A 21,918-nucleotide genomic window follows, 5' to 3' on the forward strand; every position below is an offset into this window, starting at 1 on the left:
TGGCCGGACGGAAGGGGTGCGCGGGGCGTGGGTGGCGCTGCGCGGCGAAAAAGGGGAGGGTCTTTTGAGTCTGTCATTTTGCTATATATATAGTAGCTATAAGTGCTTATTTTACGAGGGCTAGAGGCTGATTTGTTATAAAAATATCTGGGAGCGCAGTGCCGCCAGACTGAGCACGCGCAGGCCGCCGTATTCGACGCGAATCACGTCCTGCTCAGCCAGCGCTGTCAGCGCTTCATTCACGCGCTGGCGCGACAGGCCCACCAGGTAGGCCAGTTCCTGCTGCGTGATGCGCAGCACCTCGCCGACGCCGGGATACAGCACCGGGTTGAACAGCGCGGCCAGACTGCGCGCCACCCGGACGTCGGGGTTGCTCATGCGGTCAATCTCGCGCGCGGCAATGAACTGGCCGAGCCGCTCGTTGAGCTGGTTCATCACAAAGCGGTTGAAGCCAATCGAGTTGTCCAGCAACCAGTGGAAGGTGTCGACGTGCAGCCCGGCCACGCGGCTTTTTCGCAGAGCCTGGATGTTGTAGCGGTAGCTTTCGCGCTTCAGGGCGGTGCCTTCGCCGAACCAACCGCCGGGCGGCACGCCGGCAAAGGTCATGGTCTGACCCTCGGCGTTGTCGCTGCTCATTTTAAGCAAGCCGTCCACGACGCCAAACCAGTAGGTGACCGGTCGACCGGTGCGGCAGACGTAGTCGCCCGCGACGGCGTCGGCAATTTTGAGGTCGTCTACCGCCCGCTCGTACTCATTCGGCGACAGCCGATCAAGCCATGGGATCGTGTTGAGTTCGAGAGGTGTCAGCGGTCGGCGACGCTGGTGGAGAGAAATGTCGGAGGTCATCAAGCATGGGCTGCCAGTTGTTGATAAGCGCAGGGAAAACACCTACTGAGAATAGTCCAAATTGTCGTTCAAATGACAACTTGACGTCAAATGAATGCTTACTATTTGCCCCATTCCAGCAAGCCGACGACCGATGGCCAAGTCGGATTGCCCAGTTGGGGCAGAACTGAAGATTTCTCTCGCAAGCTCATTGGATTTAAGACAAGGTATTGGAATGCAGACCACTTTTCCTCGACTTCTGTTGAATCACGCCGCGCAGCGACCGCTGGCGCCCGCCATGCGTGAGAAAGAGTATGGCATTTGGCAGGCCCTGTCCTGGGCTGATCTGGCCGTGATGGTGGAGCGGCTCGCCTGCGGACTGCATCAAGCCGGGCTGCGCCGCGACGAGCACATGATTTTGATTGGCGCCAATCGCCCGCGCTTGTATGCCACCATGCTGGCCGTGCAGTCGATTGGGGCCATCCCCATTCCGCTTTATCAGGATGCCGCCGCGCCCGAGTGCGTGTTCCCCATCAACAATGCCGACGTGCGTTTTGCCTTTGCCGAAGACCAGGAACAGGTCGACAAACTGTTGGAAATCCGCGAGCAGTGTCCGCAGCTCTCCCATATCTACTTTGATGATCCGCGTGGCCTGCGCAGCTACGAGGAGCCGGGTCTGATGGCGCTCGACGACTTGCTGGCCGCAGGCAAAGCCTTTGCCGCCCAGCACCCAGAATTTTTCAAGTCCGAAGTGAGCCAGATCAAGCCCGATGATGTGGCGGCCATGTTTTTCACCTCCGGCACCACCGGCAATCCCAAGGGCGTCGTGCATACGCACAACTCGCTATTGAACCGGGCCAAGGCCGGTGCTGACTTTGACAAGCTGAGCTCTGCGGAGGAGGTGCTGGCCTATTTGCCGCCGGCCTGGATCGGGCAAAACATCTTCAGCTACGCGCAATGGCTGGCCTGCGGCTACGTGGTGAATTGTCCGGAGTCGGCGGCCACCGTCACCATCGACCTGAAAGAAGTCGGCCCCACCTATTACTTTGCACCGCCGCGGGTGTTTGAAGGCTTGCTGACCAGCGTGATGATCCGCATGGAAGACGCGGGCACGCTTAAACGCAAGATGTTTGAATTCTTCATGGGCGTGGCAAAACGGATTGGCCCTGCCTTGATGGACGGCAAAGCGGTGGGGCTGGCGGATCGCGTGCTATATGCCCTGGGCAACTTCATGGTGTATGGCCCGCTGCGCAACAATTTGGGCATGAGTCGGGTGCGCATCGCCTACACGGCCGGTGAGGCCATCGGCCCGGACCTGTTCAGTTTTTATCGTTCCATTGGTATCAATCTCAAACAGCTCTACGGTTCCACCGAGACGGCCGTTTTTGTTTGCTTGCAGCCCGACAACGAGGCGCGCGCCGACACGGTGGGCGTGCCCTGCGCCGGGGTCGAAATCAAGGTCGCCGACAACGGCGAAATACTGGTCAAGTCGCCGGGTCTGCTCAAGGGCTATTTCAAAAATCCTGAGGCCACCGCCGAAGTGCTGACGCCAGACGGCTGGTACCACACCAGCGACGCCGGTTTTCTCGACGCCCATGGTCACCTCAAGATCATCGATCGCGTCAAGGATGTGGGCCGCATCAAGGGCGGCGCCAACGACGGCGCCATGTTCGCCCCCAAGTATGTGGAGAACAAGCTCAAGTTCTTTCCGTACATCAAGGAAGTGGTGGCCTACGGTGATGGCCGCGAAAAGGTCTGTGTCATGATCAATATCGATGTTGACGCGGTGGGTAATTGGGCCGAGCGCCGCAATTTGCCCTATGCCGGCTACACCGATCTCGCGCAAAAGCCGGAGGTTTACCAACTCATCAAGGAATGCGTGGAGAAAGTGAATGCCGACCTCAGCGTTGATGCGCTGCTGGCGGGCTCGCAAGTCAGCCGCTTCCTGGTGCTGCACAAGGAGCTCGATGCCGACGACGGCGAATTGACGCGCACGAACAAGGTCCGGCGTGGCTTCATCGCTGAAAAATACGACGTGCTGGTTGATGCCTTGTATGGCGGAAAGACATCACAGTTCATCGAAACCCAAGTCAAGTTTGAGGATGGCCGCACCGGCAGCGTCAGTGCCACGCTCAGAATTGACGACGCAAAGACATTTGCGCCAGTGAAGGCGGCAGCATGAGTAAAAAGATTGGTGAGGTCATCCTTGACGTCAAAAACATATCGCTCAGTTTCGGCGGCGTCAAGGCGCTCACTGACATCTCATTCGATGTGCGCGAGCATGAGGTGCGCGCCATCATCGGCCCCAATGGTGCGGGCAAGAGCTCCATGCTCAATTGCATCAACGGTGTCTATGCGCCGCAACAAGGCTCGATTACTTTTCGCGGCAAGTCTTTCAACCACATGGACAGCCACCGCGTGGCTGCCATGGGCATAGCGCGCACATTCCAGAATCTGGCGCTGTTCAAGGGCATGAGCGTGATTGACAACATCATGACCGGCCGCAATCTGCGCATCAAGAGCAACCTGTTCATGCAGGCATTGCGCATTGGCCCAGCGCAACGCGAAGAAGAGCAGCACCGCGAAGCTGTCGAACACATCATCGATTTTCTGGAAATACAGGCGCATCGCAAGACCCCGGTCGGCCAACTGCCCTATGGGCTGCAAAAGCGCGTGGACTTGGGTCGCGCGCTGGCGATGGAGCCGCAGGTGCTGCTGCTGGACGAACCCATGGCTGGCATGAACGTCGAAGAAAAGCAGGACATGTGCCGCTTTGTGCTTGATGTCAATCAGGAGTTCGGTACCACGGTGGTGTTGATTGAGCACGACATGGGAGTGGTGATGGACATTTCGGACCGTGTGGTGGTGCTCGATTACGGCATGAAGATCGGCGACGGCACGCCCGATGAAGTGCGCCAAAACGAAGACGTGATCAGCGCCTACCTGGGCACGGGTCACTGAGAATTTGCAGGACAGACCGCAGTCGCGAAGCGGCAAGCCCTGTCCCCAACTGACTAAGGAAGTGTGATGGGTTTTTTCCTCGAAACTATGTTCGGCGGCCTGATGGCCGGCATGCTCTATTCCCTGGTGGCATTGGGCTTTGTGCTCATCTTCAAGGCCTCGGGCGTTTTCAATTTTGCGCAGGGAGCCATGGTGCTATTTGCGGCCCTGTCCATGGCGCGTTTCTCTGAATGGATTCCTCATTGGCTGGGCTTCGATAACCTGGTGCTGGCCAATGTCCTGGCCTTTGCAGTCTCCGTGGCACTCATGGTCATGGTGGCCTGGCTTATCGAACGGCTGGCGCTGAGCAAGCTGGTCAACCAGGATGGCATCACACTGCTGATGGCGACCCTGGGCGTCAGTTATTTCATGGACGGCGCGGGCCAGCTGCTATTCGGCAGCGCGACCTACAAGATCGACGTGGGCATGCCCAAGGAGCCGATGATCGTGCTGGAAAACATGTTCGAGGGCGGCTTGCTGCTGAGCAAGGAAGACCTGTACGCCGCCGCCGCGGCCGCCGCGCTGGTCACCCTGCTTTCGCTGTTCTTCCAGAAAACCAAGACCGGCCGTGCGCTGCGGGCAGTGGCAGATGACCACCAGGCGGCGCAGTCCATCGGCATCGCGCTGTCTCGCATCTGGGTCATCGTCTGGTCGATGGGCGGGATCGTGGCCCTGGTGGCTGGGATCATCTGGGGTTCCAAGCTGGGCGTGCAATTCTCGATATCGCTGGTGGCGCTCAAGGCGTTCCCGGTGGTGATCCTGGGCGGCCTGACCTCGGTGCCGGGTGCGGTCCTCGGCGGGCTGATCATCGGCGTGGGCGAGAAACTCTCGGAAATCTACATCGGCCCGATGATGGGAGGTGGCATCGAGAACTGGTTCGCCTATGTGCTGGCGCTGGCTTTCCTGCTGGTGCGGCCGCAGGGTCTCTTCGGCGACAAGATCATTGACCGCGTTTGAAATCATAGCCTTCACGAAAGACCATCCATCATGTTCTACCGCGAGAACGGCCAGTTCAAAAGCACCTACCGGGCTGACCTGCAGATATTTCCCATCCTGCAGGACCGCATCGCCATCGTCATGCTACTGCTTGTGGCCACGGTGGCTGTACCGCTGCTGGCCAGCGACTACATGTTCCGCGCGGTGTTCATTCCCTTCCTCATCCTGTCGCTGGCGGCGATCGGCCTCAACATCCTGGTGGGTTATTGCGGGCAGATATCGCTGGGCACTGGCGCCTTCATGGCAGTGGGTGCCTATGCGGCCTTCAACCTGCACACGCGCTTTGACGGCATGCCGCTCATTGTCTCGCTGGTTGGAGGCGGCCTGTGCGCGACGGCGGCCGGTGTGCTCTTTGGCCTTCCCAGTCTGCGCATCCGCGGCCTGTACCTGGCGGTGGCCACACTGGCGGCGCAGTTCTTCATCGACTGGTTCACCAATCGCGTGAGATGGGTGACCAACGATTCCTCGTCGGGCTCGGTGAGCGTGGGCGACCTGAACTTTTTTGGCCTTGCGCTGGGCACGTCGGTCGAGAAATATTTGCTTTGCTTGGCGATTGTGCTGGTCGTCGGCATTCTCGCCAAGAATCTTGTGCGCGGTGCCATCGGTCGCGAATGGATGGCGATTCGTGACATGGATGTGGCGGCCGCCGTCATCGGCATCCGCCCGGTCTACGCCAAACTGTCGGCCTTTGCAGTCAGCAGTTTTATCGTCGGCGTGGCCGGTGCGTTGTGGGCCTTCGTTCACCTGGGCGCCTGGGAACCGGCAGCCTTTGGTATCGACAAGTCGTTCCAGTTGTTGTTCATGGTGATTATTGGCGGGCTGGGCTCCATCGTCGGCAGTTTCTTCGGCGCGGCCTTCATTGTTCTGCTGCCGCTTTTTCTGAACCAGGTTCCGCACTGGCTGGGACTGCCGTTATCCACGGCCACCGCATCCCAGCTGGAGCATATGATTTTTGGCGCATTGATCGTGTTTTTTCTGATCGTGGAACCGCATGGCCTGGCTCGGCTGTGGCTCACTGCTCGGCAAAAGCTGCGGCTGTGGCCTTTTCCCCATTGAGCCATTGCACGGACCACCTGGACTCGTTTTTTTCACCCGCACTGCAACGTGCTTTTACAACAGGAGACAAGTATGAGACTGAAAACCCTGGCCCTTGCGGCCACCATCGTCACTGCCGGCCTTGCAGCGGTGGTCACGACCCCCTCTGCCTACGCCCAGGCGGCTGAGCAGTTCATTCCATTGCTCGTATACCGCACCGGCCAGTTCGCTCCACTGGGCATTCCCTGGGCCGATGGCAAGGCCGACTACCTCAAGCTTGTCAACGCGCGTGACGGTGGTGTCAATGGCGTCAAGCTCACGTTCGAAGAATGCGAAACTGCCTATGACGCCGCCAAGGGTGTGGAATGCTACGAGCGCTTGAAGAAAAGCGGCTCGGGCGCTTCGGGCTTCGACCCGCAGTCCACCGGTATCACCTTTGCCCTGACCGACAAGGCCTTCAACGACAAGGTGTCGATCGAAACTATGGGCTATGGCCTGTCGCAGTCGGTCGATGGCACGGTGTTTGCGTGGAATTTCCCGTTGCTGGGCACCTATTGGACCGCTACCGACGTGATGATCCAGGATATCCTGAAGAAAGAAAAGGGCAGCCTGAAGGGCAAGAAAATTGCGCTGGTTTACCACGACTCGCCGTACGGAAAGGAACCCATTCTGCTGCTGCAAAAACTCGCCGCCAAGGAAGGCTTCGAGTTGGCACTGTTCCCGGTCACGCCTCCCGGAGTCGAACAAAAATCAACCTGGCTGCAGGTTCGCCAGCAAAAGCCCGATTATTTGTTGCTCTGGTCCGCTGGCGTGATGACACCGGCCGCCATTCGCGAGGCTCAGGCCAGCGGCTACCCGCGCGAAAAGATCTATTCCATCTGGTGGGCTGGCTCTGACCATGACGTGAAAGACCTGGGCGATGCTGCCAAGGGCTACAACACACTCTCCATTCATAACAACTCGGTCAAAGACAAGGTGCATGATGACCTGAAAAAGCATGTCTATGACAAGGGCCAGGGCACAGCATCGAACGCCAGCGGAGTCGGCGGGATGGCGCACACCCGCGGCATGATGATTTCCATGTTGCAGGTCGAAGCGATCCGCGCTGCCCAGGAAAAATACGGCAAGGGCAAGTCACTCACGTCCGAGCAGGTTCGCTGGGGTTTCGAGAACCTGAACCTGACGGCCGAAAAACTGAAAGCGCTGGGCTTTGGCGAAATGATGCGACCGGTGAAGACTTCCTGCAGCGACCACATGGGCACCGACTGGGCGCGCGTCGTTCAGTGGGATGGTGCCAAGTGGCAGATCAAGTCCGACTGGTATCAGGCCGACAAATCCATCATCGATCCGCTGGTCAAGGAGCTTGCTGACAAGTATGCGAAAGACAAGAAGATCGAGCGTCGCAACTGCTCTTAGGCGGTCGTGGCGCTGCTGAGAGGCGCCCCCCCTTTCCGATCCACCTTGGCGGCTCCGGCGAGCCGCCAATCGACAGGTCTGCAACGCAGCTCTGTCGATTGTCAAAAGGTAGCGACTCATGGAACCAAAAAAAATCGTTCTCAACGTCAATGGCATCGAGGTCATTTACAACCACGTCGTCCTGGTGCTTAAGGGCGTTTCACTCAACGTGCCGGAGGGCAAGATCGTGGCCATTCTGGGCGGCAACGGCGCGGGCAAGACCACGACCTTGCGTGCCATTTCCAATCTGCTGCGCGGCGAACGCGGTGAAGTCACCAAGGGCTCGATTGAGTTGCGCGGCGAGCGCATCGAGAATCTTTCACCGTCTGACCTGGTGCAGCGCGGCGTGGTGCAGGTGATGGAGGGGCGCCATTGTTTTGCGCACCTGACGATTGAAGAAAATTTGCTGACCGGCAGCTACACCCGCAAGGACAAGGCTGAGATTGCCCGCAACCTGGAAAAGGTCTATACCTACTTTCCACGCCTGAAGACGCGGCGCACCAGCCAGGCCGCTTACACCTCGGGCGGCGAGCAGCAAATGTGCGCCATTGGCCGCGCCCTGATGGCCAACCCGAGCATGGTGCTGCTCGATGAACCGTCCATGGGTTTGGCGCCACAAATTGTGGAAGAGGTGTTTGAGATTGTCAAAGACCTCAACCAGAAAGAGAAGGTCACTTTTCTGCTGGCGGAGCAGAACACCAATATGGCACTGAAATACGCCGACTACGGCTACATCATGGAGTCCGGCCGGGTGGTGATGGACGGTGTGGCCAGTGATCTCGCCAACAATGAAGACGTCAAGGAGTTCTACCTGGGCATGGGCGGGGGCGAGCGCAAGAGCTTCAAGGACGTGAAGAGTTACAAGCGGCGCAAGCGCTGGCTGGCCTGAAAACGATGACTGCCATGCGTCGGCCCCGTCGCGGCCGTTGCCCTCACAGGAAAAACCATGACTGACTATTTCGATGCGTTGGAAATGCGCGAACCCACGGCGCGTGAAACTGCCCTGATGGCCGCATTGCCGGCTCAGGTGGCCCATGCTAGGGCTTCGTCGGCCGCTTTCCAGGAGATTTTGCAGGACGTCAACCCGGCGACTGTGACCAGTCGGCAGGCCTTGGTGGCGCTGCCTGTCACGCGCAAGCATGAGTTGCTGGAGCGCCAGCAGGCCAGCAGAGCCGTGGGCGGCGACGTGTTTGGCGGCTTCAGCGCGGTCGGCTTTGGCGAGCAGATGCCGCGCGTTTTTGCAAGCCCGGGACCGATCTATGAGCCCGAAGGCGGGGCACGCGACTATTGGCGCATGGCCCGCGCCATGTTTGCGGCCGGTTTTCGCCCTGGTGAGTTGATCCACAACAGCTTTAGCTACCACTTTGTTCCAGCCGGTTCCATGATGGAGTCGGGCGCTCACGCGCTGGGCTGCACGGTCTTTCCGGGGGGCACCGGCCAGACGGAGCAGCAAGTGCAAGCCATGCGCGAGCTGCAGCCGGCGGGCTATATCGGCACGCCGAGCTTTCTGAAGATCATTGTGGACAAGGCGCTTGAGGTGGGCGTGGCGTTGCCGAGTGTCAAGAAGGCCATGTTTGGCGGCGAAGCCTTTCCGCCCTCCTTGCGCGACTGGTTTGCCGAGCGTGGCATTGCCGGTTACCAGTGCTACGCCACCGCTGATCTGGGCTTGATTGCCTATGAGACGGCGGCCAGAGAGGGCCTGGTGCTGGATGAAAATGTGATCGTTGAAATCGTGCGGCCCGGCACCGGTGACCCGGTGCAGGACGGTGAAGTGGGCGAAGTGGTGGTCACCACACTGAACCCGGACTATCCCCTGGTTCGCTTTGGCACCGGCGACTTGTCGGCGGTATTGAGCGGCCCCTGCCCGACCGGGCGCACCAACACGCGCATCAAGGGCTGGCTCGGGCGGGCTGATCAGACGACCAAAATCCGCGGCATGTTCGTGCACCCGAGCCAGGTCGCTGACATCATCAAACGTTTTCCTGAAGTGACGCGCGCCCGGCTGGTGGTGACCGGTGAGATGGCCAACGATGCCATGACGCTCAAGATAGAGACGGCGTGCAGCGGCCCGGATGCGCTGGCCGCCAAGATTGGCGAGGCGATTCGGGATGTCACCAAGCTCCGCGGCGCAGTTGAGATATTGCTGCCGGGCAGCCTGCCCAACGACGGCAAGGTGATCGAGGACGCCCGCAGCTACCGCTAACCCGAAACAGTGCCAGCAGGCGGCGCTGGCGCCGGTTAAACGCCCCAGACGACGTCGCTGCCATCTTCCATGCAGCGCTGCAGCATCTCAACGAAGGGCTGCGCGCGCTGGCGCAAGGAGATGGATTCAAAGTGGGGCGCTGGCTCATGACGTGCCAGAGCTTCGGCTACGGCCGCTTTCTGGTCCGCTTCTTCTCGGGCAATGGCCGCTTCCAGCGCGGCTATGGCGGCAGGCATCTGCTCGGGCAAGATGATGCCTTTTTCGCCCGTGGTTGTGATGTCCTCGGGGACCTCTTTGCCAATGATCTGCAGTATGCGCCGGCCGTTGGCCTGCAGCATGATGACGTCACCGGTGTTTTTGGATTTGAATTTGTAGAGCATGGTGGCATATCGTAAACTGTTTTTCTGATGCGAACCTTGCGAAACGTCCTGCTCCTGACCTTGATCCCCTGGCTGGCCAGTTGCGCTGACACGGGCTATTACCTGCAGTCCATCGGGGGTCATCTGCAAATGATGAAGGCGGCCCGACCGATTGCGCAGTTGCTCGCCGATGAGCGCGTCGCGCCGACCTTGAAGCAGCGCCTGCTGCTGGCCCAGCGCATTCGCGCCTTTGCCGTGACCGACCTGCAACTGCCCGACAACGCCAGCTACCAGCGCTATGCCGATCTGCAGCGCCGTTCGGCCGTGTGGAATGTGGTGGCGACACCGGAGTTTTCGCTGACGCTCAAGACCTGGTGTTTTCCGGTCGCGGGCTGTGTCAGTTACCGCGGGTATTTCAACGAGGCTGAGGCGCGTGCCGAGGCGCTGGCGCTTGAGCGCGACGGGCTGGAGGCCAGCGTCTATGGCGTACCGGCCTATTCGACGCTGGGCTGGCTGAACTGGGCCGGCGGCGACCCGCTGCTCAACACCTTCATCCACTACCCGGAGGGTGAGTTGGCGCGCATGATCTTTCATGAGTTGGCACATCAGGTGCTGTATGTGAAGGACGATACCGTGTTCAATGAGTCGTTTGCCACGGCGGTGGAGCGACTCGGTGGTCAGCGCTGGCTCGCGCTGCATGGCTCGGCAATGGCCCGCAAAGAGTACGCAGAGTTTGATGCCCGGCGTCGCCAGATACGGGCGCTGTCGCGCGTAACGCGTACCCGGCTGGCGGATATTTATAAGATAAATAAGCCTCTAGCCCCCGTCACTGCAGGGCAAGTAGCTATGAAAAAGGAAGTGATGAAGGATTTTCATGATGACTACGCCCGGCTGAGAACGAGTTGGGGTGGTTACGCTGGCTATGACGCCTGGGTCGCGGGCGCCACCAATGCGGCGCTGGCCGCTTGGGCTGCGTATGACGAACTGGTGCCGGGCTTCGAGGCTTTGTTTGAGCGCCAGGGGCGCGACTGGCAACGGTTTTATGATGCAGTGCGGCAGTTGGCGCAAATGCCCAAGGCGCAGCGGACCCGAGTCCTGCAACAAACAACAACGGAGCATCTCAGTGGCTGATCTTCATATCGTGCGTCATCACACGCTTGGCTTGGTTCATGCACGTGAGGTCGCGTTCAAATGGGCGGAAAACGCCGAACAAGAATTTGGCATGCGCTGTACCTACGAGGAAGGCAAGACGGCCGATGAAGTGACTTTTGCACGCTCGGGTGTGCAAGGCACTTTGTCGGTGACCCAAGACAGGTTTGAACTCCAGGCCAAACTTGGTTTTCTGGTTGGCGCGTTCAAGGCGCGGATCGAGAGCGAAATCACACAAAATCTCGATGAGCTGCTCACGCCCAAGCCCAAGCCCCGGGCGCATGCGAAACCCCATGCTTCCAAGAAGCCCTGAGGCGAGCGCGACTGCGGGTGCTCTAGCTCAAGGACTCAATCAGGTCAACGTATTGTTGCATGGCATCGGCGCTGCTGGTGCCTTTGAGGTTGTTCCAGGCTTCCCATTTGGCACGCCCCACCATGTCGCTGAAGCCAGGTTTTTTGTCGGTGTTGTCGCCAACGCTGGCTTGCTTGTAGAGGGCATAAATCTTGAGTAGTGTGGCGTTATCCGGGCGCTCGCTCAGGTTTTTTGAATCGGCAAGGGCAGTTTCGAATTTCGTTTTCAGGTCAGACATGATTTTCTCCAGATAAAGTCAAGAACCCACCAGGTTGAGTTCAATGCGCTGTATCTTAGTGTGCGTCTTGTCGACAGAATAGGGGGTGTTCCCCAGCAACTGTTGTTATGCCGTGGCTTTGCCCGGTCAGGAGTGTTTATGGTTACCCGAATCGTTGCCCAAAAAACGACCAAAACCGCACAGAGGGCAGCGGGCCCACGGGCTAAAAAGAAGGCATCCGGGGATGAAGCTCAGCCATGCGGGCCGATCCAGGAGCGCATGAGCAAGGTCGATACGGCTTGGCTGCGGATGGATTCGCCCAGCAATTTGATGTTGATCGTCGGGGTGTGGATCATCAAGCCCGGCGTTAGTTACCCGGCGGTCTGCCAGCGCATTGAAGAGCGGTTGCTGAAATACCCGCGCTTCGGGCAGCGGGTGCTGCAGGATGCAAGCGGCGCCAGTTGGATCACGGATATGGATTTCCACATTGAGCGCCACGTCGTGCGCGAGACCTTGCCGGTCACGGCCAAAGGCGCGGAGCAAACGGCCTTGCAGGAGCGTCTGGCAGAACTCGCCATGCAAGCGCTTGACATGAACCATCCCTTGTGGGAGTTTCGCCTGGTTGAGCATTACCAGGGCGGCTCGGCCTTGATGGCGCGTCTGCATCATTGTATTGCCGATGGTCTGGCGCTGATTGCCGTGACCCAGTCGCTGGTGGATGGCGGTTCTGCACCCCCCCGTAGCGCGACCACGCCTGCGTCGGCTGAGGGGCCGGCGGGTGCGGATGACTGGCTTGCAGACACGCTGATCCGGCCGTTCACGCAGGCGGCGGTCAAAACACTTGACGCGGTGGGGGACGGCGCGGTCAACGCCCTGGCGATGCTGCTCGATCCGAAACAGAGCGTGGAGCAAGGCCTGGAGAAAAGTCTGGCCGGTTCGTTGGACCTGGCCAAAATGACGTATCAGGTGGTGCGCGATGCGGCCGCGTTGGCGCTCATGCCCGATGACTCGTCGACGCGCCTCAAGGGCACGCCCGGCACGCGCAAACGCGTGGCCTGGTGTCAACCGATTCCGCTGGAAGAGGTCAAGGCGGTCGGGCGCGCCTTGAACTGCTCGGTCAACGATGTGCTGTTGAGTTGCGTGGCGGGCGCCCTGGGCAAGTACCTCAGGTCTTTCGGCGATGACGTTGCCGGCAAGGAGATCCGGGCCATGGTGCCTGTGAACCTGCGCCCGATCGAAGATTCCTACCAGCTGGGCAATCGTTTTGGCTTGGCGCCGGTGGTGCTGCCCATTGGCATCGAGAACCCGATTGAGCGCGTGTTCGCGGTGCGCGCGCGCATGGGAGACATGAAAGGCAGCATGCAACCCCTGCTGGCGTATGCGTTGCTGGCGGTGGCAGGGGTGTTGATGAAGCCGGCGCAAGACGCACTGTTGACTCTGTTCTCCAAAAAAACCACCGCCGTCATGACCAACGTGCCGGGTCCGCGCGAGAAACTCAAGTTTCTCGGCGCCACGCTGGAGCAAAACTTGGTTTGGGTACCGCAGTCGGGCACGGTGGGATTGGGCGTCTCGATTTTGAGTTACGGCGGGGGGGTGCAGTTTGGCGTGATCAGCGACACCACGCTGTGCCCCGATCCACAAAAAATCATCGACCAGTTTGAGCCAGAGTTTGCCACGCTGACCCTGTTGACCTTGATGCTTCCGTGGGAAATTTGACCGCATTTTGCTGCTATTTAAATAGCATCATGCGACCGTTTCATAAGGGCTAGAGGCCTAAATGGCTTAAAACTTCTCAGTCTTCCAGTTCGACCCTTGCCATTTCCACATCGAGCCGCTCCATCGCATCCATGGGCTTGGCGGCAGCGGCTTGTTGGTACAGGCGGGTCGCCTCCTTCATCATCTTGTCGCCATCGAGCATGAGCATGGCGTTGGCGTATTCGATCATGCCGATGGCGGACTGGAAGTTCAGCGTGAGGGCTTCCTGGAACAGCCGTAGGCCGGTGTCTTTTTTGGCCCCGTAGGTCATGCCACCAATCAGCGAACCCACCTTGTCAATCACCTCGGCATGAAACGAGCCCAAGGCGATGCGGGCATCAGCGTGTTTGGGCTCGATTTGGATGACGTTTTCCAGCTCTTTTTTGACCTTGCTGCCCAGCCCCTGGGCCAGCGCTTTGGCCACGCTGATGCCTTGGCTGTAGCGACTCAGTGCATAGGCTTGCCAGTAAAGGGCGTTGAAGTTGGTGGGGTCTTCGGCGGCTTGGGCAGTGGCGCGCCGGACCACGTCCATGTAGAGGTCGAGCCGGGCCTTTTCTTGTTGTTCCAGGTAGGTCGCGTAAATGCACGCCGCCTTGTTGGCGACGGTGAGGCCGGCACCGCCGATTTTGAGCCCCATCTCCCTGGCTTTCTGGAATTCACCATTGTGAAACAGCGCCCAGGCTTGCAGCACTTTGGTGTCTTTGGGTAACGGCTCAGCGTCACCCAGGTGCAGCCGTTCCCAGTTCTTTTTGACACTGGCAGCGGTAAAAACGTAATCTCCCGCGAACGGGAAAGCGGTCCATTTGGCCATTTCTGTCTCCTTTGGCGGGTGTGACCGGCCTCTTTTCTTTATCTCTCGCCGTTATTGTAGGCGTCCACCAGTTGCAGCAGATGCATCCGCTGGCCCGGCTCCAGATAGGGCACCAGCAGGTTCAATACATGGTGGGCACCGCGCAGCAGCGCGGCTTGGGCGTTTTCAGGTTCGAGGGCGCGGCGCGGGTCGCGTACATACTCATAACTCAGCCAGTACGTCAGCACCACCACCATGCTGGTGGCAGTGGCTTCGACCTCACGGGAATCGATAGCCACAGCGCCGGTGCGGCTCATGCCGTCCAGCAGCGCTTTGACGGCGCGGGTCTTGTTTTTCAGGACCGATTGGAAGTGTGTTTCGAGCCGCCTGTTTTTGCTCAGTAAGTCGTTCAGGTCGCGGTACAAAAACCGGTACTGCCAGATCAACTCAAACAGACTGTGCATGAAGAACCAGGCGTCCTCCACGTCGCGTACCCCGTCGCTGGCATTGAGTAACTCGTTCAATGCGCGCTCGTAACGGTCAAACAGCGAGTTGATGAGTTCGTCTTTTGCGGGGTAGTGGTAGTAGAGGTTCCCCGGGCTGATACTCAGTTCGGCTGATATCAAGGTGGTGGAAACATTGGGCTCGCCAAAGCGGTTGAACAACTCCAGCGTCACCTCCAGAATTCGCTCGGCGGTGCGCCGGGGCGCTTTTTTTACCATGAGGGGCGGCTTTTATGCGCCGCAGAGCGTACGACGTGACCCAAATCGTCCATGATTTCCTGCAGATTCGCAATCGCGCGCCCGACCTGACTGGAGGGCTTGACCGGCGCACTCAGGTGTCGCTTGGGGTCGTTCAGTGTTTCGTGGTGGAGGCTGATGCCATGGCGCCAGAGTTTCTCGGACAGACCGGTTTTGTTGGAGCGCAGCATTTGGCGTGTTTGCTGATAAGCGTGCTCGGCCAGGCTGCGGCGCTGGGCGTAGCTGAAGGTATTGGCCAGGTACATTTCCGGGTCACGCTGGTCGGGCTCAATCAGGATGATGTCGGAGTCAGGGTAGAGGTGCTCGTAGTGCTTCATCCCCAGACTCAGGCGCGAGTGAATCATGGAGCGAAAAGTCTGGCTCAGCACCGCAGGCAACCCGCCGTCGATGATGCGCGGGATGTGGTGCTTTTCAGCGGACAGACCCCGGCGCATGACCTTGGCGACCTGCGGCGCTGTGGCATCAAACGGCACCAACGGGTTCAGGCACAGCATCAGGTCAATGCCATCGGCCAGGGCCACAGAGGCGTGCATGGTTTTCTTCAGGGCACCGTCAACATAATAGTTGTCATCAATCTCAACCGGCGGAAACAAGCCCGGCAGTGCAGCGCTGGCTTGCACCGCTTTGGAGATCGGCACATGGTCCCAGCCCGGGCGACCAAAGGGCACCGCCTGGCTGCTGTCCAGATTGGTGGCCACCAGGGTGAGTTGTGTTTTGAGCTGGCGGAAGTCGTTGGTGCGGCCCTCGCGCGCGTAGATGCGTGCCAGTTCGACGTGGATTTGCTCATTGGAAAAAATGCCGGTGGGCAGGCCAGGGCTCAGGCGCTCGAGGGCACGGATGAACGACTTGCGCCCCGCCGTCACATGCCACAGGGCCGAAAGCAATAAACCGGGCAACATGATGGCGCGACGCGCAAACTCGCCATAGGCGGGTTCCAGGAGCCAGGACGGATCAAAGGATTCGGCCGCATCGCTGTCGTTCTCGATAAAGGACGCACAAAGCTCCTGAGGAGTGATGCCATTGGCCAGGCCTGCCGCAATGAATCCGCCAGCGGATACGCCCACATAGTGCTGCAACTTGGTGAAGTCGATGCCGTTCAGAGACTCCTGCAGCGCGCACAATGCGCCGATCTCGTAGATCGCGCCCAACGGGCCCCCACCCGCCAGTGCCAGCGCAATTCTTGGGGGTTGAGAGATTTTTGGTTTCATAAGCGCAAAGTGTAGAGGTGATGGTGATGGATATTTGCTGCGACGCAGCAAGGTTGAAATGCTCCTTCGTTGGGGCTGCGCTAGGCGTGCATCAAATCCTGCGATCGGTTCTACCGAGGGTCAAGAAAGCAGGAAAGGGCGCCAAAGCGCCCTTTCCGAGAAGTCATGTTGCCCGTCCCCGGCGCGCACTCTGTGTCACTGGTCTCACGACACTCCGCTATCAAGCCTGGGCTGCAGCGGCTTCAACTGGTTCGACCGCTGCTGTTTTGCGCGCGGGGGCCGCGCGTTTGACCGCTGGCTTGGCTACCGCTTTGACGACGGGTTTGACTGCTGATTTGGTCGCCGGTTTGACGGTTTTTTTAGGCACAACTTTGGCTGCCGCTCTGACGGCTGCTTTCGGTGCCGCTTCTTTGGTCGACAGCCTTTGCACGCTCTTGTTAAGCTCATTGATGCGGGCGATCAGTGCATTGACGTCCTTGGCCGATGGCACGCCCAACTTGTTCAGCGCTTTGGCCACGCGCTCTTCAAAAATGCTTTCCAGCTTGTCCCATTGACCGGCGGCCTTGGATGAAATGTCAGTTGCCATGCTGGACATTTTGCTGGTGGCTTCCGAGATTTTTTCTTCGGCAGCCGATTGTGTCTTGCGCTGCAAGCTCACACCTTCCTTGACCAAGGCTTCAAAGGCCTTGGAGCCCTCAGCCTGGGCCTTGTTGAAAGCGCCCAGACCCGCCTGCCATATTTGCTGAGCCGAGTCCTTCACTGAGCCCTTCAGGGGCATGTTGGTTTTCTTTTGGGGGGTGATTTTCTTCAGCTTTTTGACCATGAAATGCTCCAGATAGACGGTTGAATTGTTTGAACCAGATTGCACCAGGGAAATTTGGTACATAGACTGCACTTTAATGACCGGTCGAATCGCTGTGTAGGTGGCGCATCCTAATTTTCTAAGGCGTTGGCTCTAACCAGGCGCGGGTTAATCCTGAATGAACAGGGGACTGATTTCAGCCAGAATGAGACCGCGCACTTTCATGGCGTCCTGCGACCCCGCGTCTGAAAGTATTTACGGTTCATTGGAGGCTCTCATGCAATATTTTGTTACTGGTGCCACCGGCTTCATTGGCAAGCGTCTCGTCAAGAAACTTCTTGCGCGCAAGGGCTCGGTGGTGCACTTTCTGATCCGCCGGGAGAGTGAGGGCAAGGTGGTAGGTCTGCGGAAATTCTGGGGTGCCAGTGCGGCCCGCACGGTGCCGGTATTCGGCGACGTGACTGCCAAAAAGCTGGGAGTGTCTGCCGATGCCGTGAAACGGCTCAAGGGCCAGATTGATCATTTCTTCCACCTGGCTGCCGTCTATGACCTGGCGGCTGATGAAGCCAGCCAGGTTGCCATCAACATTGACGGCACCCGCAACGCGGTGGAACTCGCCGCTGCCATTCAGGCCCGGCACTTCCATCATGTGAGCTCGATCGCGGCGGCTGGCTTGTACGAGGGTGTGTTCCGCGAGGACATGTTTGAGGAAGCCGAGAGTTACGAGCACCCTTATTTCCGGACCAAGCATGAGAGTGAAAAAATCGTGCGCCAGCAGAGCAAGCTGCCCTGGTCGGTGTACCGCCCCGCCATGGTGGTGGGTGACAGCCGCACGGGCGAGATGGACAAGATCGACGGCCCCTACTATTTCTTCAAGCTGATTCAGCGCATGCGCCAGTTGTTGCCGCCCTGGATGCCCTCGGTGGGGCTGGAAGGTGGGCGCGTCAACATTGTGCCGGTGGACTTTGTGGTGGATGCACTGGACGCCATCAGTCACCAAAAAGGTATCACGAAAAAGTGCTACCACCTGGTGGACCCGGTGGGCTACCGCGTGGGCGACGTACTCGACATATTCAGCCGCGCCGCGCACGCGCCCAAGATGAATCTGTTCGTCAACGCCGCCTTGCTCGGGTTTATTCCGCGCAGCGTCACCAAGGGCCTGATGGCACTGGCGCCGGTGCGCCGGGTGCGCCAGGCCATTCTGAAAGACCTGGGCCTGCCCGAGGACATGCTCACCTTTGTCAACTACCCCACGCGCTTTGATTGCCGCGACACCTTGGCCGCGCTCAAAGGCACAGGTGTCGAATGCCCCAACCTGAAAGACTACGCCTGGCGTCTGTGGGATTACTGGGAGCGTCATCTCGACCCTGCCCTGCACATTGATCACACCCTGCGCGGCACGGTGGCCGGCAAAGTGGTCCTGATCACCGGTGGCTCATCGGGCATCGGCCTGGCGACTGCGCACAAGTTTGCCGAGGCCGGGGCCATTACCGTCATCTGCGGGCGTGACGTCGACAAGCTGGATGAAGCCTGCAAGGAGGCCAAGGCCAAAGGCTACCGTTTCATCGCCTACCCGGCGGACATTGCCGACATGGCGGACTGCGACCGGTTTATCAAGCAATTGACTGATGAGCATGGCGGCGTGGATTTCCTGATCAACAACGCAGGCCGCTCCATTCGCCGCGCCATTGAGTCCAGCTACGACCGTTTTCATGACTTTGAGCGCACCATGCAGCTCAATTATTTTGGCTGCTTGCGCGTCACCATGGGCTTGCTGCCGGGCATGGTGGCCAAGCACCACGGTCACGTGGTCAATATCAGCTCGATCGGCGTGCTCACCAACGCGCCGCGTTTCAGTGCCTATGTGGCCTCCAAGGCGGCTCTGGAAGCCTGGGCGCGCTGCGCGTCGAGCGAGTTTGCCGATCAGGGCGTCACGTTCACCACCATCAACATGCCACTGGTGCGCACCCCCATGATTGCGCCAACCGGGCTGTACAACAACGTGCCGACCTTGGCGCCCGAGGAAGCCGCCGACATGATTGCTGAAGCTTGTATTTTCAAGCCGGTGCGCATTGCCACCCGGCTCGGTATTACCGGTCAGATTTTGCATGCCGTGCTGCCGAGGGTGGCGCAAATCGCCATGAACACCAGTTTCCGGATGTTCCCGGACTCGGGCGCGGCCAAGGGGGCGAAGCCGGGCGACAAGGTGTTGAAGCAACACCTCTCGCCGGAGGCGCTGGCCATGCAGCAGATGATGCAGGGGATTCATTTTTGAGCTTGTTTTTGTTGACTGCAGCCCGTTGAGGTAGCCTTGAATTTATCATCGCAAGTGCGCAAGTCTCATTTGAAATTGTCTTTTGACATACTCCTGGAATATGTCGTCGCCCGGTGCTGAATATCAAATGGCTGGACGCTTGGCATTAATAGCTGGAAATTAAAGTCACAACGGTGCCGGGTTCGAAGGTTATAAGAAGAGATAATATGACCCATTCAATTAGTTTTGAAAACATGGCCGGTTGAAGCCGCCGTGACAGGGATTTCAAGATGTCTAACAAAGAGGGTTTAGTATGAGTGATTTGATCGAGATTCAAAGTCAGATAGAGAAACTGCAGAAACAGGCTGGCGAAATCAAAGCCCGGGAGTTTGGCAAGACGGTGCAGGACATTTTGGTCAAGATGCAAGCCTTCGGTATTACCCTGAAAGATTTGCAGCCGGGCAAGGCGCGCGGGGCCAAGGGCAAAGCCAAACCAACCAAAGTGGTCAAGGCCGGTGCTACCGCCAAACTCGCCGGCGCTGGCGACCCCAAGAAAGTCGCCGCACCGGTGCCCGCCAAATACTGCGGCCCGAATGGCGAAACCTGGAGTGGCCGCGGTTTGACACCACGCTGGTTGACGGCGCTGCTGGTTGACGGCAAAAGCAAAGAAGATTTCGCGATCAAAAGCTGAGTTGCGTCAATCGCTTGGGGCAAGTTACGGCACAATTTACCCACCGACTTTTCAGCCTCAGGCACAACACCCCATGACCGACGTCAGCAAAATTCTCCCGCGCGACAAAGCCGAAATCCTGGCCCAGGCGCTGCCCTACATCCGCAAGTTCCATGGCAAGACCATGGTCATCAAGTACGGCGGCAACGCCATGACCGACCCGGCCTTGCAGGCCGATTTTGCCGAGGATGTGGTGCTCTTGAAGCTGGTCGGCATCAACCCGGTGGTGGTGCACGGCGGCGGACCGCAGATAGAAGCCGCCTTGAAGCGTCTTGGAAAAAAGGGTGAGTTCATCCAGGGCATGCGCGTGACCGATGCCGAAACCATGGAGATTGTCGAGTGGGTGCTGGGTGGTGAAGTGCAGCAAGACATCGTCGGCCTGATCAACCAGGCGGGGGGCAAGGCGGTGGGCCTGACCGGCCGTGATGGTGGTCTGATTCGCGCCCAAAAGCTCAAAATGCGCGACAGCGCTGATGCCAGCAAAGAGCATGATGTCGGCCAGGTTGGCGACATCGTCAGCATCGACCCGAGCGTCGTCAAGGCGCTGCAGGACGACGCTTTCATTCCCGTCATCAGCCCGATTGGTTTTGGCGAGAACAACGAGAGCTACAACATCAATGCCGACGTGGTGGCGGCCAAGCTGGCGACCGTGCTCAAGGCCGAAAAGCTGATGATGCTCACCAACATCAGCGGCGTGCTCGACAAAGCGGGTAATCTGCTGACCAATCTGAGTGCGCGCCAGATTGATGAACTGTTTGCTGACGGCACGATCAGCGGCGGCATGCTGCCCAAGATCAGCGGTGCGCTTGATGCGGCCAAGAGCGGTGTCAACTCGGTGCACATCATTGATGGCCGGGTGCCGCATGTGCTGCTGCTGGAGATTTTGACCGATCAGGCCTTTGGCACGATGATTCGCTCGCATTGACAAAACACCAAAAGCCGGTCCCAAGGCGCCCCTGCTGGACCCGCGCCGACCAACGGCCTGGGGCTGGAAGCTGAGCGCATTGAGAATTAATTTGCTATTATTTTAATAGCTATATGTGCTTATTCCATCGGGGCTGGAGGCCAATTTCATGCGATTATTGTTGGTGGAGGATGATGTCATGGTGGCCAGCGGCATCAAGCTCGGCCTCACCGACGCCGGTTACGCGGTGGACTGGGTGGGCAGTGCGGAGCGCGCGCTGGAAGCCATGCGCCACGAGTACTTTGACGTCGCCATCCTCGACATTGGTCTGCCCGGCATGGATGGCCTGGCGCTGACGCAGCGCCTGCGCAAGGACGCGCCCGCCATGCCCGTAATGCTGCTCACTGCGCGCGATGCCCTGCACGAGCGGGTGCAGGGGCTCGACACGGGTGCCGACGATTACATGATCAAACCGTTCGAGTTGCCCGAGTTGCTGGCGCGCCTGCGCGCGCTGTTGCGCCGCTCGCAAGCGTCGACCTCGGCGGTGCTCAGTTTTGGCGCGCTGGAGCTCAACACCGCCACAAGGCTGGCCTGCTTGCGTCCCAGCGGCCAGTCGCTCGAACTGGGGCCGCGTGAGTGGACGGTGCTGGAGTACTTGCTCATCAACGCACCCAAGCCCGCCAACAAAGACAAACTGCTGCAAGCGTTGACCGGCTGGGACAAAGAGATCACGCCCAACGCGGTGGAGGTTTACATCTCTCGCTTGCGTGGCAAGTTGGAGCCGCATGGCATCGGCTTGCGCTCGATTCGTGGCTTCGGCTACCGTCTGGAGTTGATCGAAAGCAGTACCAGCGACCCGCGCCAACTGGCTCTTTGACTGGATGCAGCTGGCCACCATGTCCTCCGGCCTGCAGCGGCGCTTGCTGCTGTTGCTGCTGGTTCCCTTGAGTCTGCTGGCGGGTCTCAATGCCTGGTTTGATTACCGCTTTGCCGACGCCGCCGCGTTGCAGCAAGACCGCCACCTGCTCACCCGGGTTCGACAGTTCAAAGCCTGAACCACCACCGAAACCCAATGAAATCAATGGTCTAATGGCGTTATTCTGAGAAAGTTGTAATGGCACGA

22 protein-coding genes are annotated in these 21,918 nt (G+C 59.1%); 15 read left to right on the forward strand and 7 right to left on the reverse strand.

What is annotated here, in order from left to right:
* Positions 1 to 135: 135 nt before the first annotated feature.
* Positions 136 to 846, reverse strand: a complete 711-nt coding sequence (locus tag GZ093_RS14265; RefSeq protein WP_296486977.1) for a Crp/Fnr family transcriptional regulator — start codon at positions 844 to 846, stop codon at positions 136 to 138.
* A 214-nt stretch (positions 847 to 1,060) separates the two neighbouring features.
* On the opposite strand from GZ093_RS14265, the gene GZ093_RS14270 reads away from it, so the two are divergent.
* The 7 genes from GZ093_RS14270 to GZ093_RS14300 all read left to right on the forward strand — a co-directional run bounded on the left by GZ093_RS14270 (position 1,061) and on the right by GZ093_RS14300 (position 9,514).
* Positions 1,061 to 3,007: an AMP-binding protein gene (locus tag GZ093_RS14270; protein WP_296486980.1), complete on the forward strand. Its 1,947-nt coding sequence runs from the start codon at positions 1,061 to 1,063 to the stop codon at positions 3,005 to 3,007.
* Positions 3,004 to 3,786: an ABC transporter ATP-binding protein gene (locus GZ093_RS14275; RefSeq protein ID WP_296486981.1), complete on the forward strand. Its 783-nt coding sequence runs from the start codon at positions 3,004 to 3,006 to the stop codon at positions 3,784 to 3,786. Before GZ093_RS14270 ends, GZ093_RS14275 begins: the two co-directional genes overlap by 4 nt.
* 66 nt (positions 3,787 to 3,852) lie before the next feature.
* Positions 3,853 to 4,782: a branched-chain amino acid ABC transporter permease gene (locus GZ093_RS14280; protein WP_296486983.1), complete on the forward strand. Its 930-nt coding sequence runs from the start codon at positions 3,853 to 3,855 to the stop codon at positions 4,780 to 4,782.
* Positions 4,783 to 4,812: 30 nt separating this feature from the next.
* Positions 4,813 to 5,877 carry a branched-chain amino acid ABC transporter permease gene (locus tag GZ093_RS14285; protein WP_296486985.1) on the forward strand — a complete coding sequence of 355 codons (1,065 nt, stop codon included), beginning with the start codon at positions 4,813 to 4,815 and terminating at the stop codon, positions 5,875 to 5,877.
* Positions 5,878 to 5,949: 72 nt separating this feature from the next.
* Positions 5,950 to 7,272, forward strand: a complete 1,323-nt coding sequence (locus tag GZ093_RS14290; protein WP_296486987.1) for an ABC transporter substrate-binding protein — start codon at positions 5,950 to 5,952, stop codon at positions 7,270 to 7,272.
* A 118-nt stretch (positions 7,273 to 7,390) separates the two neighbouring features.
* Positions 7,391 to 8,200 carry an ABC transporter ATP-binding protein gene (locus GZ093_RS14295; RefSeq protein WP_296486990.1) on the forward strand — a complete coding sequence of 270 codons (810 nt, stop codon included), beginning with the start codon at positions 7,391 to 7,393 and terminating at the stop codon, positions 8,198 to 8,200.
* Between the two features lie 57 nt (positions 8,201 to 8,257).
* Positions 8,258 to 9,514, forward strand: a complete 1,257-nt coding sequence (locus GZ093_RS14300; protein ID WP_296486992.1) for an AMP-binding protein — start codon at positions 8,258 to 8,260, stop codon at positions 9,512 to 9,514.
* 35 nt (positions 9,515 to 9,549) lie between these two features.
* Here the strand turns inward: GZ093_RS14300 and GZ093_RS14305 are convergent, their stop codons facing one another.
* Positions 9,550 to 9,894, reverse strand: a complete 345-nt coding sequence (locus GZ093_RS14305) for a DUF1840 domain-containing protein (protein WP_296486994.1) — start codon at positions 9,892 to 9,894, stop codon at positions 9,550 to 9,552.
* Between the two features lie 27 nt (positions 9,895 to 9,921).
* Between GZ093_RS14305 and GZ093_RS14310 the strand changes: the two genes are divergently transcribed.
* Both GZ093_RS14310 and GZ093_RS14315 read left to right on the forward strand, forming a co-directional pair.
* Positions 9,922 to 11,004, forward strand: coding sequence for an aminopeptidase (locus tag GZ093_RS14310; RefSeq protein WP_296486996.1), 1,083 nt, complete (start codon positions 9,922 to 9,924; stop codon positions 11,002 to 11,004).
* Positions 10,997 to 11,335, forward strand: a complete 339-nt coding sequence (locus tag GZ093_RS14315; protein ID WP_296486998.1) for a polyhydroxyalkanoic acid system family protein — start codon at positions 10,997 to 10,999, stop codon at positions 11,333 to 11,335. Before GZ093_RS14310 ends, GZ093_RS14315 begins: the two co-directional genes overlap by 8 nt.
* 22 nt (positions 11,336 to 11,357) lie before the next feature.
* Here the strand turns inward: GZ093_RS14315 and GZ093_RS14320 are convergent, their stop codons facing one another.
* Positions 11,358 to 11,612, reverse strand: a complete 255-nt coding sequence (locus tag GZ093_RS14320) for an acyl-CoA-binding protein (protein ID WP_296487000.1) — start codon at positions 11,610 to 11,612, stop codon at positions 11,358 to 11,360.
* Between the two features lie 258 nt (positions 11,613 to 11,870).
* On the opposite strand from GZ093_RS14320, the gene GZ093_RS14325 reads away from it, so the two are divergent.
* Complete coding sequence (locus GZ093_RS14325; protein ID WP_296487002.1) at positions 11,871 to 13,307, forward strand: wax ester/triacylglycerol synthase family O-acyltransferase; 1,437 nt, start codon at positions 11,871 to 11,873, stop codon at positions 13,305 to 13,307.
* 76 nt (positions 13,308 to 13,383) lie between these two features.
* Here GZ093_RS14325 and GZ093_RS14330 read toward each other — a convergent pair whose 3' ends face one another.
* The 4 genes from GZ093_RS14330 to GZ093_RS14345 form a co-directional block, all read right to left on the reverse strand.
* Positions 13,384 to 14,157: a hypothetical protein gene (locus GZ093_RS14330; RefSeq protein ID WP_296487004.1), complete on the reverse strand. Its 774-nt coding sequence runs from the start codon at positions 14,155 to 14,157 to the stop codon at positions 13,384 to 13,386.
* Positions 14,158 to 14,195: 38 nt separating this feature from the next.
* Positions 14,196 to 14,858, reverse strand: a complete 663-nt coding sequence (locus tag GZ093_RS14335) for a TetR/AcrR family transcriptional regulator (RefSeq protein ID WP_296487007.1) — start codon at positions 14,856 to 14,858, stop codon at positions 14,196 to 14,198.
* Positions 14,852 to 16,105 (reverse strand): patatin-like phospholipase family protein, encoded by a 1,254-nt coding sequence (locus GZ093_RS14340; RefSeq protein ID WP_296487009.1) that lies wholly within the window; start codon positions 16,103 to 16,105, stop codon positions 14,852 to 14,854. The genes GZ093_RS14335 and GZ093_RS14340 overlap by 7 nt, the downstream gene beginning before the upstream one ends.
* Before the next feature lie 220 nt (positions 16,106 to 16,325).
* Positions 16,326 to 16,928, reverse strand: coding sequence for a phasin family protein (locus GZ093_RS14345; RefSeq protein ID WP_296487020.1), 603 nt, complete (start codon positions 16,926 to 16,928; stop codon positions 16,326 to 16,328).
* Positions 16,929 to 17,184: 256 nt separating this feature from the next.
* Between GZ093_RS14345 and GZ093_RS14350 the strand changes: the two genes are divergently transcribed.
* From GZ093_RS14350 to GZ093_RS14370, 5 genes are all read left to right on the forward strand, one after another.
* Positions 17,185 to 19,182 (forward strand): SDR family oxidoreductase, encoded by a 1,998-nt coding sequence (locus GZ093_RS14350; protein ID WP_296487012.1) that lies wholly within the window; start codon positions 17,185 to 17,187, stop codon positions 19,180 to 19,182.
* Between the two features lie 292 nt (positions 19,183 to 19,474).
* The gene (locus tag GZ093_RS14355; protein ID WP_296487013.1) at positions 19,475 to 19,852 is read left to right on the forward strand and encodes an H-NS histone family protein; all 378 of its coding nucleotides are present in this window, start codon (positions 19,475 to 19,477) and stop codon (positions 19,850 to 19,852) included.
* Positions 19,853 to 19,925: 73 nt separating this feature from the next.
* Entirely contained in the window at positions 19,926 to 20,816 is an 891-nt protein-coding gene (argB, locus tag GZ093_RS14360; RefSeq protein ID WP_296487015.1) for an acetylglutamate kinase, read from the forward strand.
* A 148-nt stretch (positions 20,817 to 20,964) separates the two neighbouring features.
* Entirely contained in the window at positions 20,965 to 21,672 is a 708-nt protein-coding gene (locus GZ093_RS14365) for a response regulator transcription factor (RefSeq protein WP_296487017.1), read from the forward strand.
* A gap of 19 nt (positions 21,673 to 21,691) precedes the next feature.
* On the forward strand, positions 21,692 to 21,850 hold the full coding sequence (locus GZ093_RS14370) for a hypothetical protein (RefSeq protein WP_296487019.1): 159 nt from the start codon (positions 21,692 to 21,694) through the stop codon (positions 21,848 to 21,850).
* The last annotated feature ends 68 nt before the right edge of the window (positions 21,851 to 21,918 follow it).

Origin of the sequence: Rhodoferax sp. (genome assembly GCF_010365055.1) — a bacterium.
In the GTDB taxonomy this organism is placed as follows: Bacteria; Pseudomonadota; Gammaproteobacteria; order Burkholderiales; family Burkholderiaceae_C; genus Rhodoferax.

What these genes read in the sequence shown, in the direction of transcription:
- GZ093_RS14265 (WP_296486977.1), bottom strand. Translation starts at nt 846, where the DNA reads ATGACCTCCGACATTTCTCTCCACCAGCGTCGCCGACCGCTGACACCT.
- GZ093_RS14295 (WP_296486990.1), top strand. Translation starts at nt 7,391, where the DNA reads ATGGAACCAAAAAAAATCGTTCTCAACGTCAATGGCATCGAGGTCATT.
- GZ093_RS14350 (WP_296487012.1), top strand. Translation starts at nt 17,185, where the DNA reads ATGCAATATTTTGTTACTGGTGCCACCGGCTTCATTGGCAAGCGTCTC.
- argB (WP_296487015.1), top strand. Translation starts at nt 19,926, where the DNA reads ATGACCGACGTCAGCAAAATTCTCCCGCGCGACAAAGCCGAAATCCTG.
- GZ093_RS14285 (WP_296486985.1), top strand. Translation starts at nt 4,813, where the DNA reads ATGTTCTACCGCGAGAACGGCCAGTTCAAAAGCACCTACCGGGCTGAC.
- GZ093_RS14280 (WP_296486983.1), top strand. Translation starts at nt 3,853, where the DNA reads ATGGGTTTTTTCCTCGAAACTATGTTCGGCGGCCTGATGGCCGGCATG.
- GZ093_RS14270 (WP_296486980.1), top strand. Translation starts at nt 1,061, where the DNA reads ATGCAGACCACTTTTCCTCGACTTCTGTTGAATCACGCCGCGCAGCGA.
- GZ093_RS14345 (WP_296487020.1), bottom strand. Translation starts at nt 16,928, where the DNA reads ATGGTCAAAAAGCTGAAGAAAATCACCCCCCAAAAGAAAACCAACATG.
- GZ093_RS14310 (WP_296486996.1), top strand. Translation starts at nt 9,922, where the DNA reads ATGCGAACCTTGCGAAACGTCCTGCTCCTGACCTTGATCCCCTGGCTG.
- GZ093_RS14330 (WP_296487004.1), bottom strand. Translation starts at nt 14,157, where the DNA reads ATGGCCAAATGGACCGCTTTCCCGTTCGCGGGAGATTACGTTTTTACC.
- GZ093_RS14325 (WP_296487002.1), top strand. Translation starts at nt 11,871, where the DNA reads ATGAGCAAGGTCGATACGGCTTGGCTGCGGATGGATTCGCCCAGCAAT.
- GZ093_RS14275 (WP_296486981.1), top strand. Translation starts at nt 3,004, where the DNA reads ATGAGTAAAAAGATTGGTGAGGTCATCCTTGACGTCAAAAACATATCG.
- GZ093_RS14305 (WP_296486994.1), bottom strand. Translation starts at nt 9,894, where the DNA reads ATGCTCTACAAATTCAAATCCAAAAACACCGGTGACGTCATCATGCTG.
- GZ093_RS14300 (WP_296486992.1), top strand. Translation starts at nt 8,258, where the DNA reads ATGACTGACTATTTCGATGCGTTGGAAATGCGCGAACCCACGGCGCGT.
- GZ093_RS14340 (WP_296487009.1), bottom strand. Translation starts at nt 16,105, where the DNA reads ATGAAACCAAAAATCTCTCAACCCCCAAGAATTGCGCTGGCACTGGCG.
- GZ093_RS14355 (WP_296487013.1), top strand. Translation starts at nt 19,475, where the DNA reads ATGAGTGATTTGATCGAGATTCAAAGTCAGATAGAGAAACTGCAGAAA.
- GZ093_RS14320 (WP_296487000.1), bottom strand. Translation starts at nt 11,612, where the DNA reads ATGTCTGACCTGAAAACGAAATTCGAAACTGCCCTTGCCGATTCAAAA.
- GZ093_RS14335 (WP_296487007.1), bottom strand. Translation starts at nt 14,858, where the DNA reads ATGGTAAAAAAAGCGCCCCGGCGCACCGCCGAGCGAATTCTGGAGGTG.
- GZ093_RS14290 (WP_296486987.1), top strand. Translation starts at nt 5,950, where the DNA reads ATGAGACTGAAAACCCTGGCCCTTGCGGCCACCATCGTCACTGCCGGC.
- GZ093_RS14365 (WP_296487017.1), top strand. Translation starts at nt 20,965, where the DNA reads ATGCGATTATTGTTGGTGGAGGATGATGTCATGGTGGCCAGCGGCATC.
- GZ093_RS14370 (WP_296487019.1), top strand. Translation starts at nt 21,692, where the DNA reads ATGTCCTCCGGCCTGCAGCGGCGCTTGCTGCTGTTGCTGCTGGTTCCC.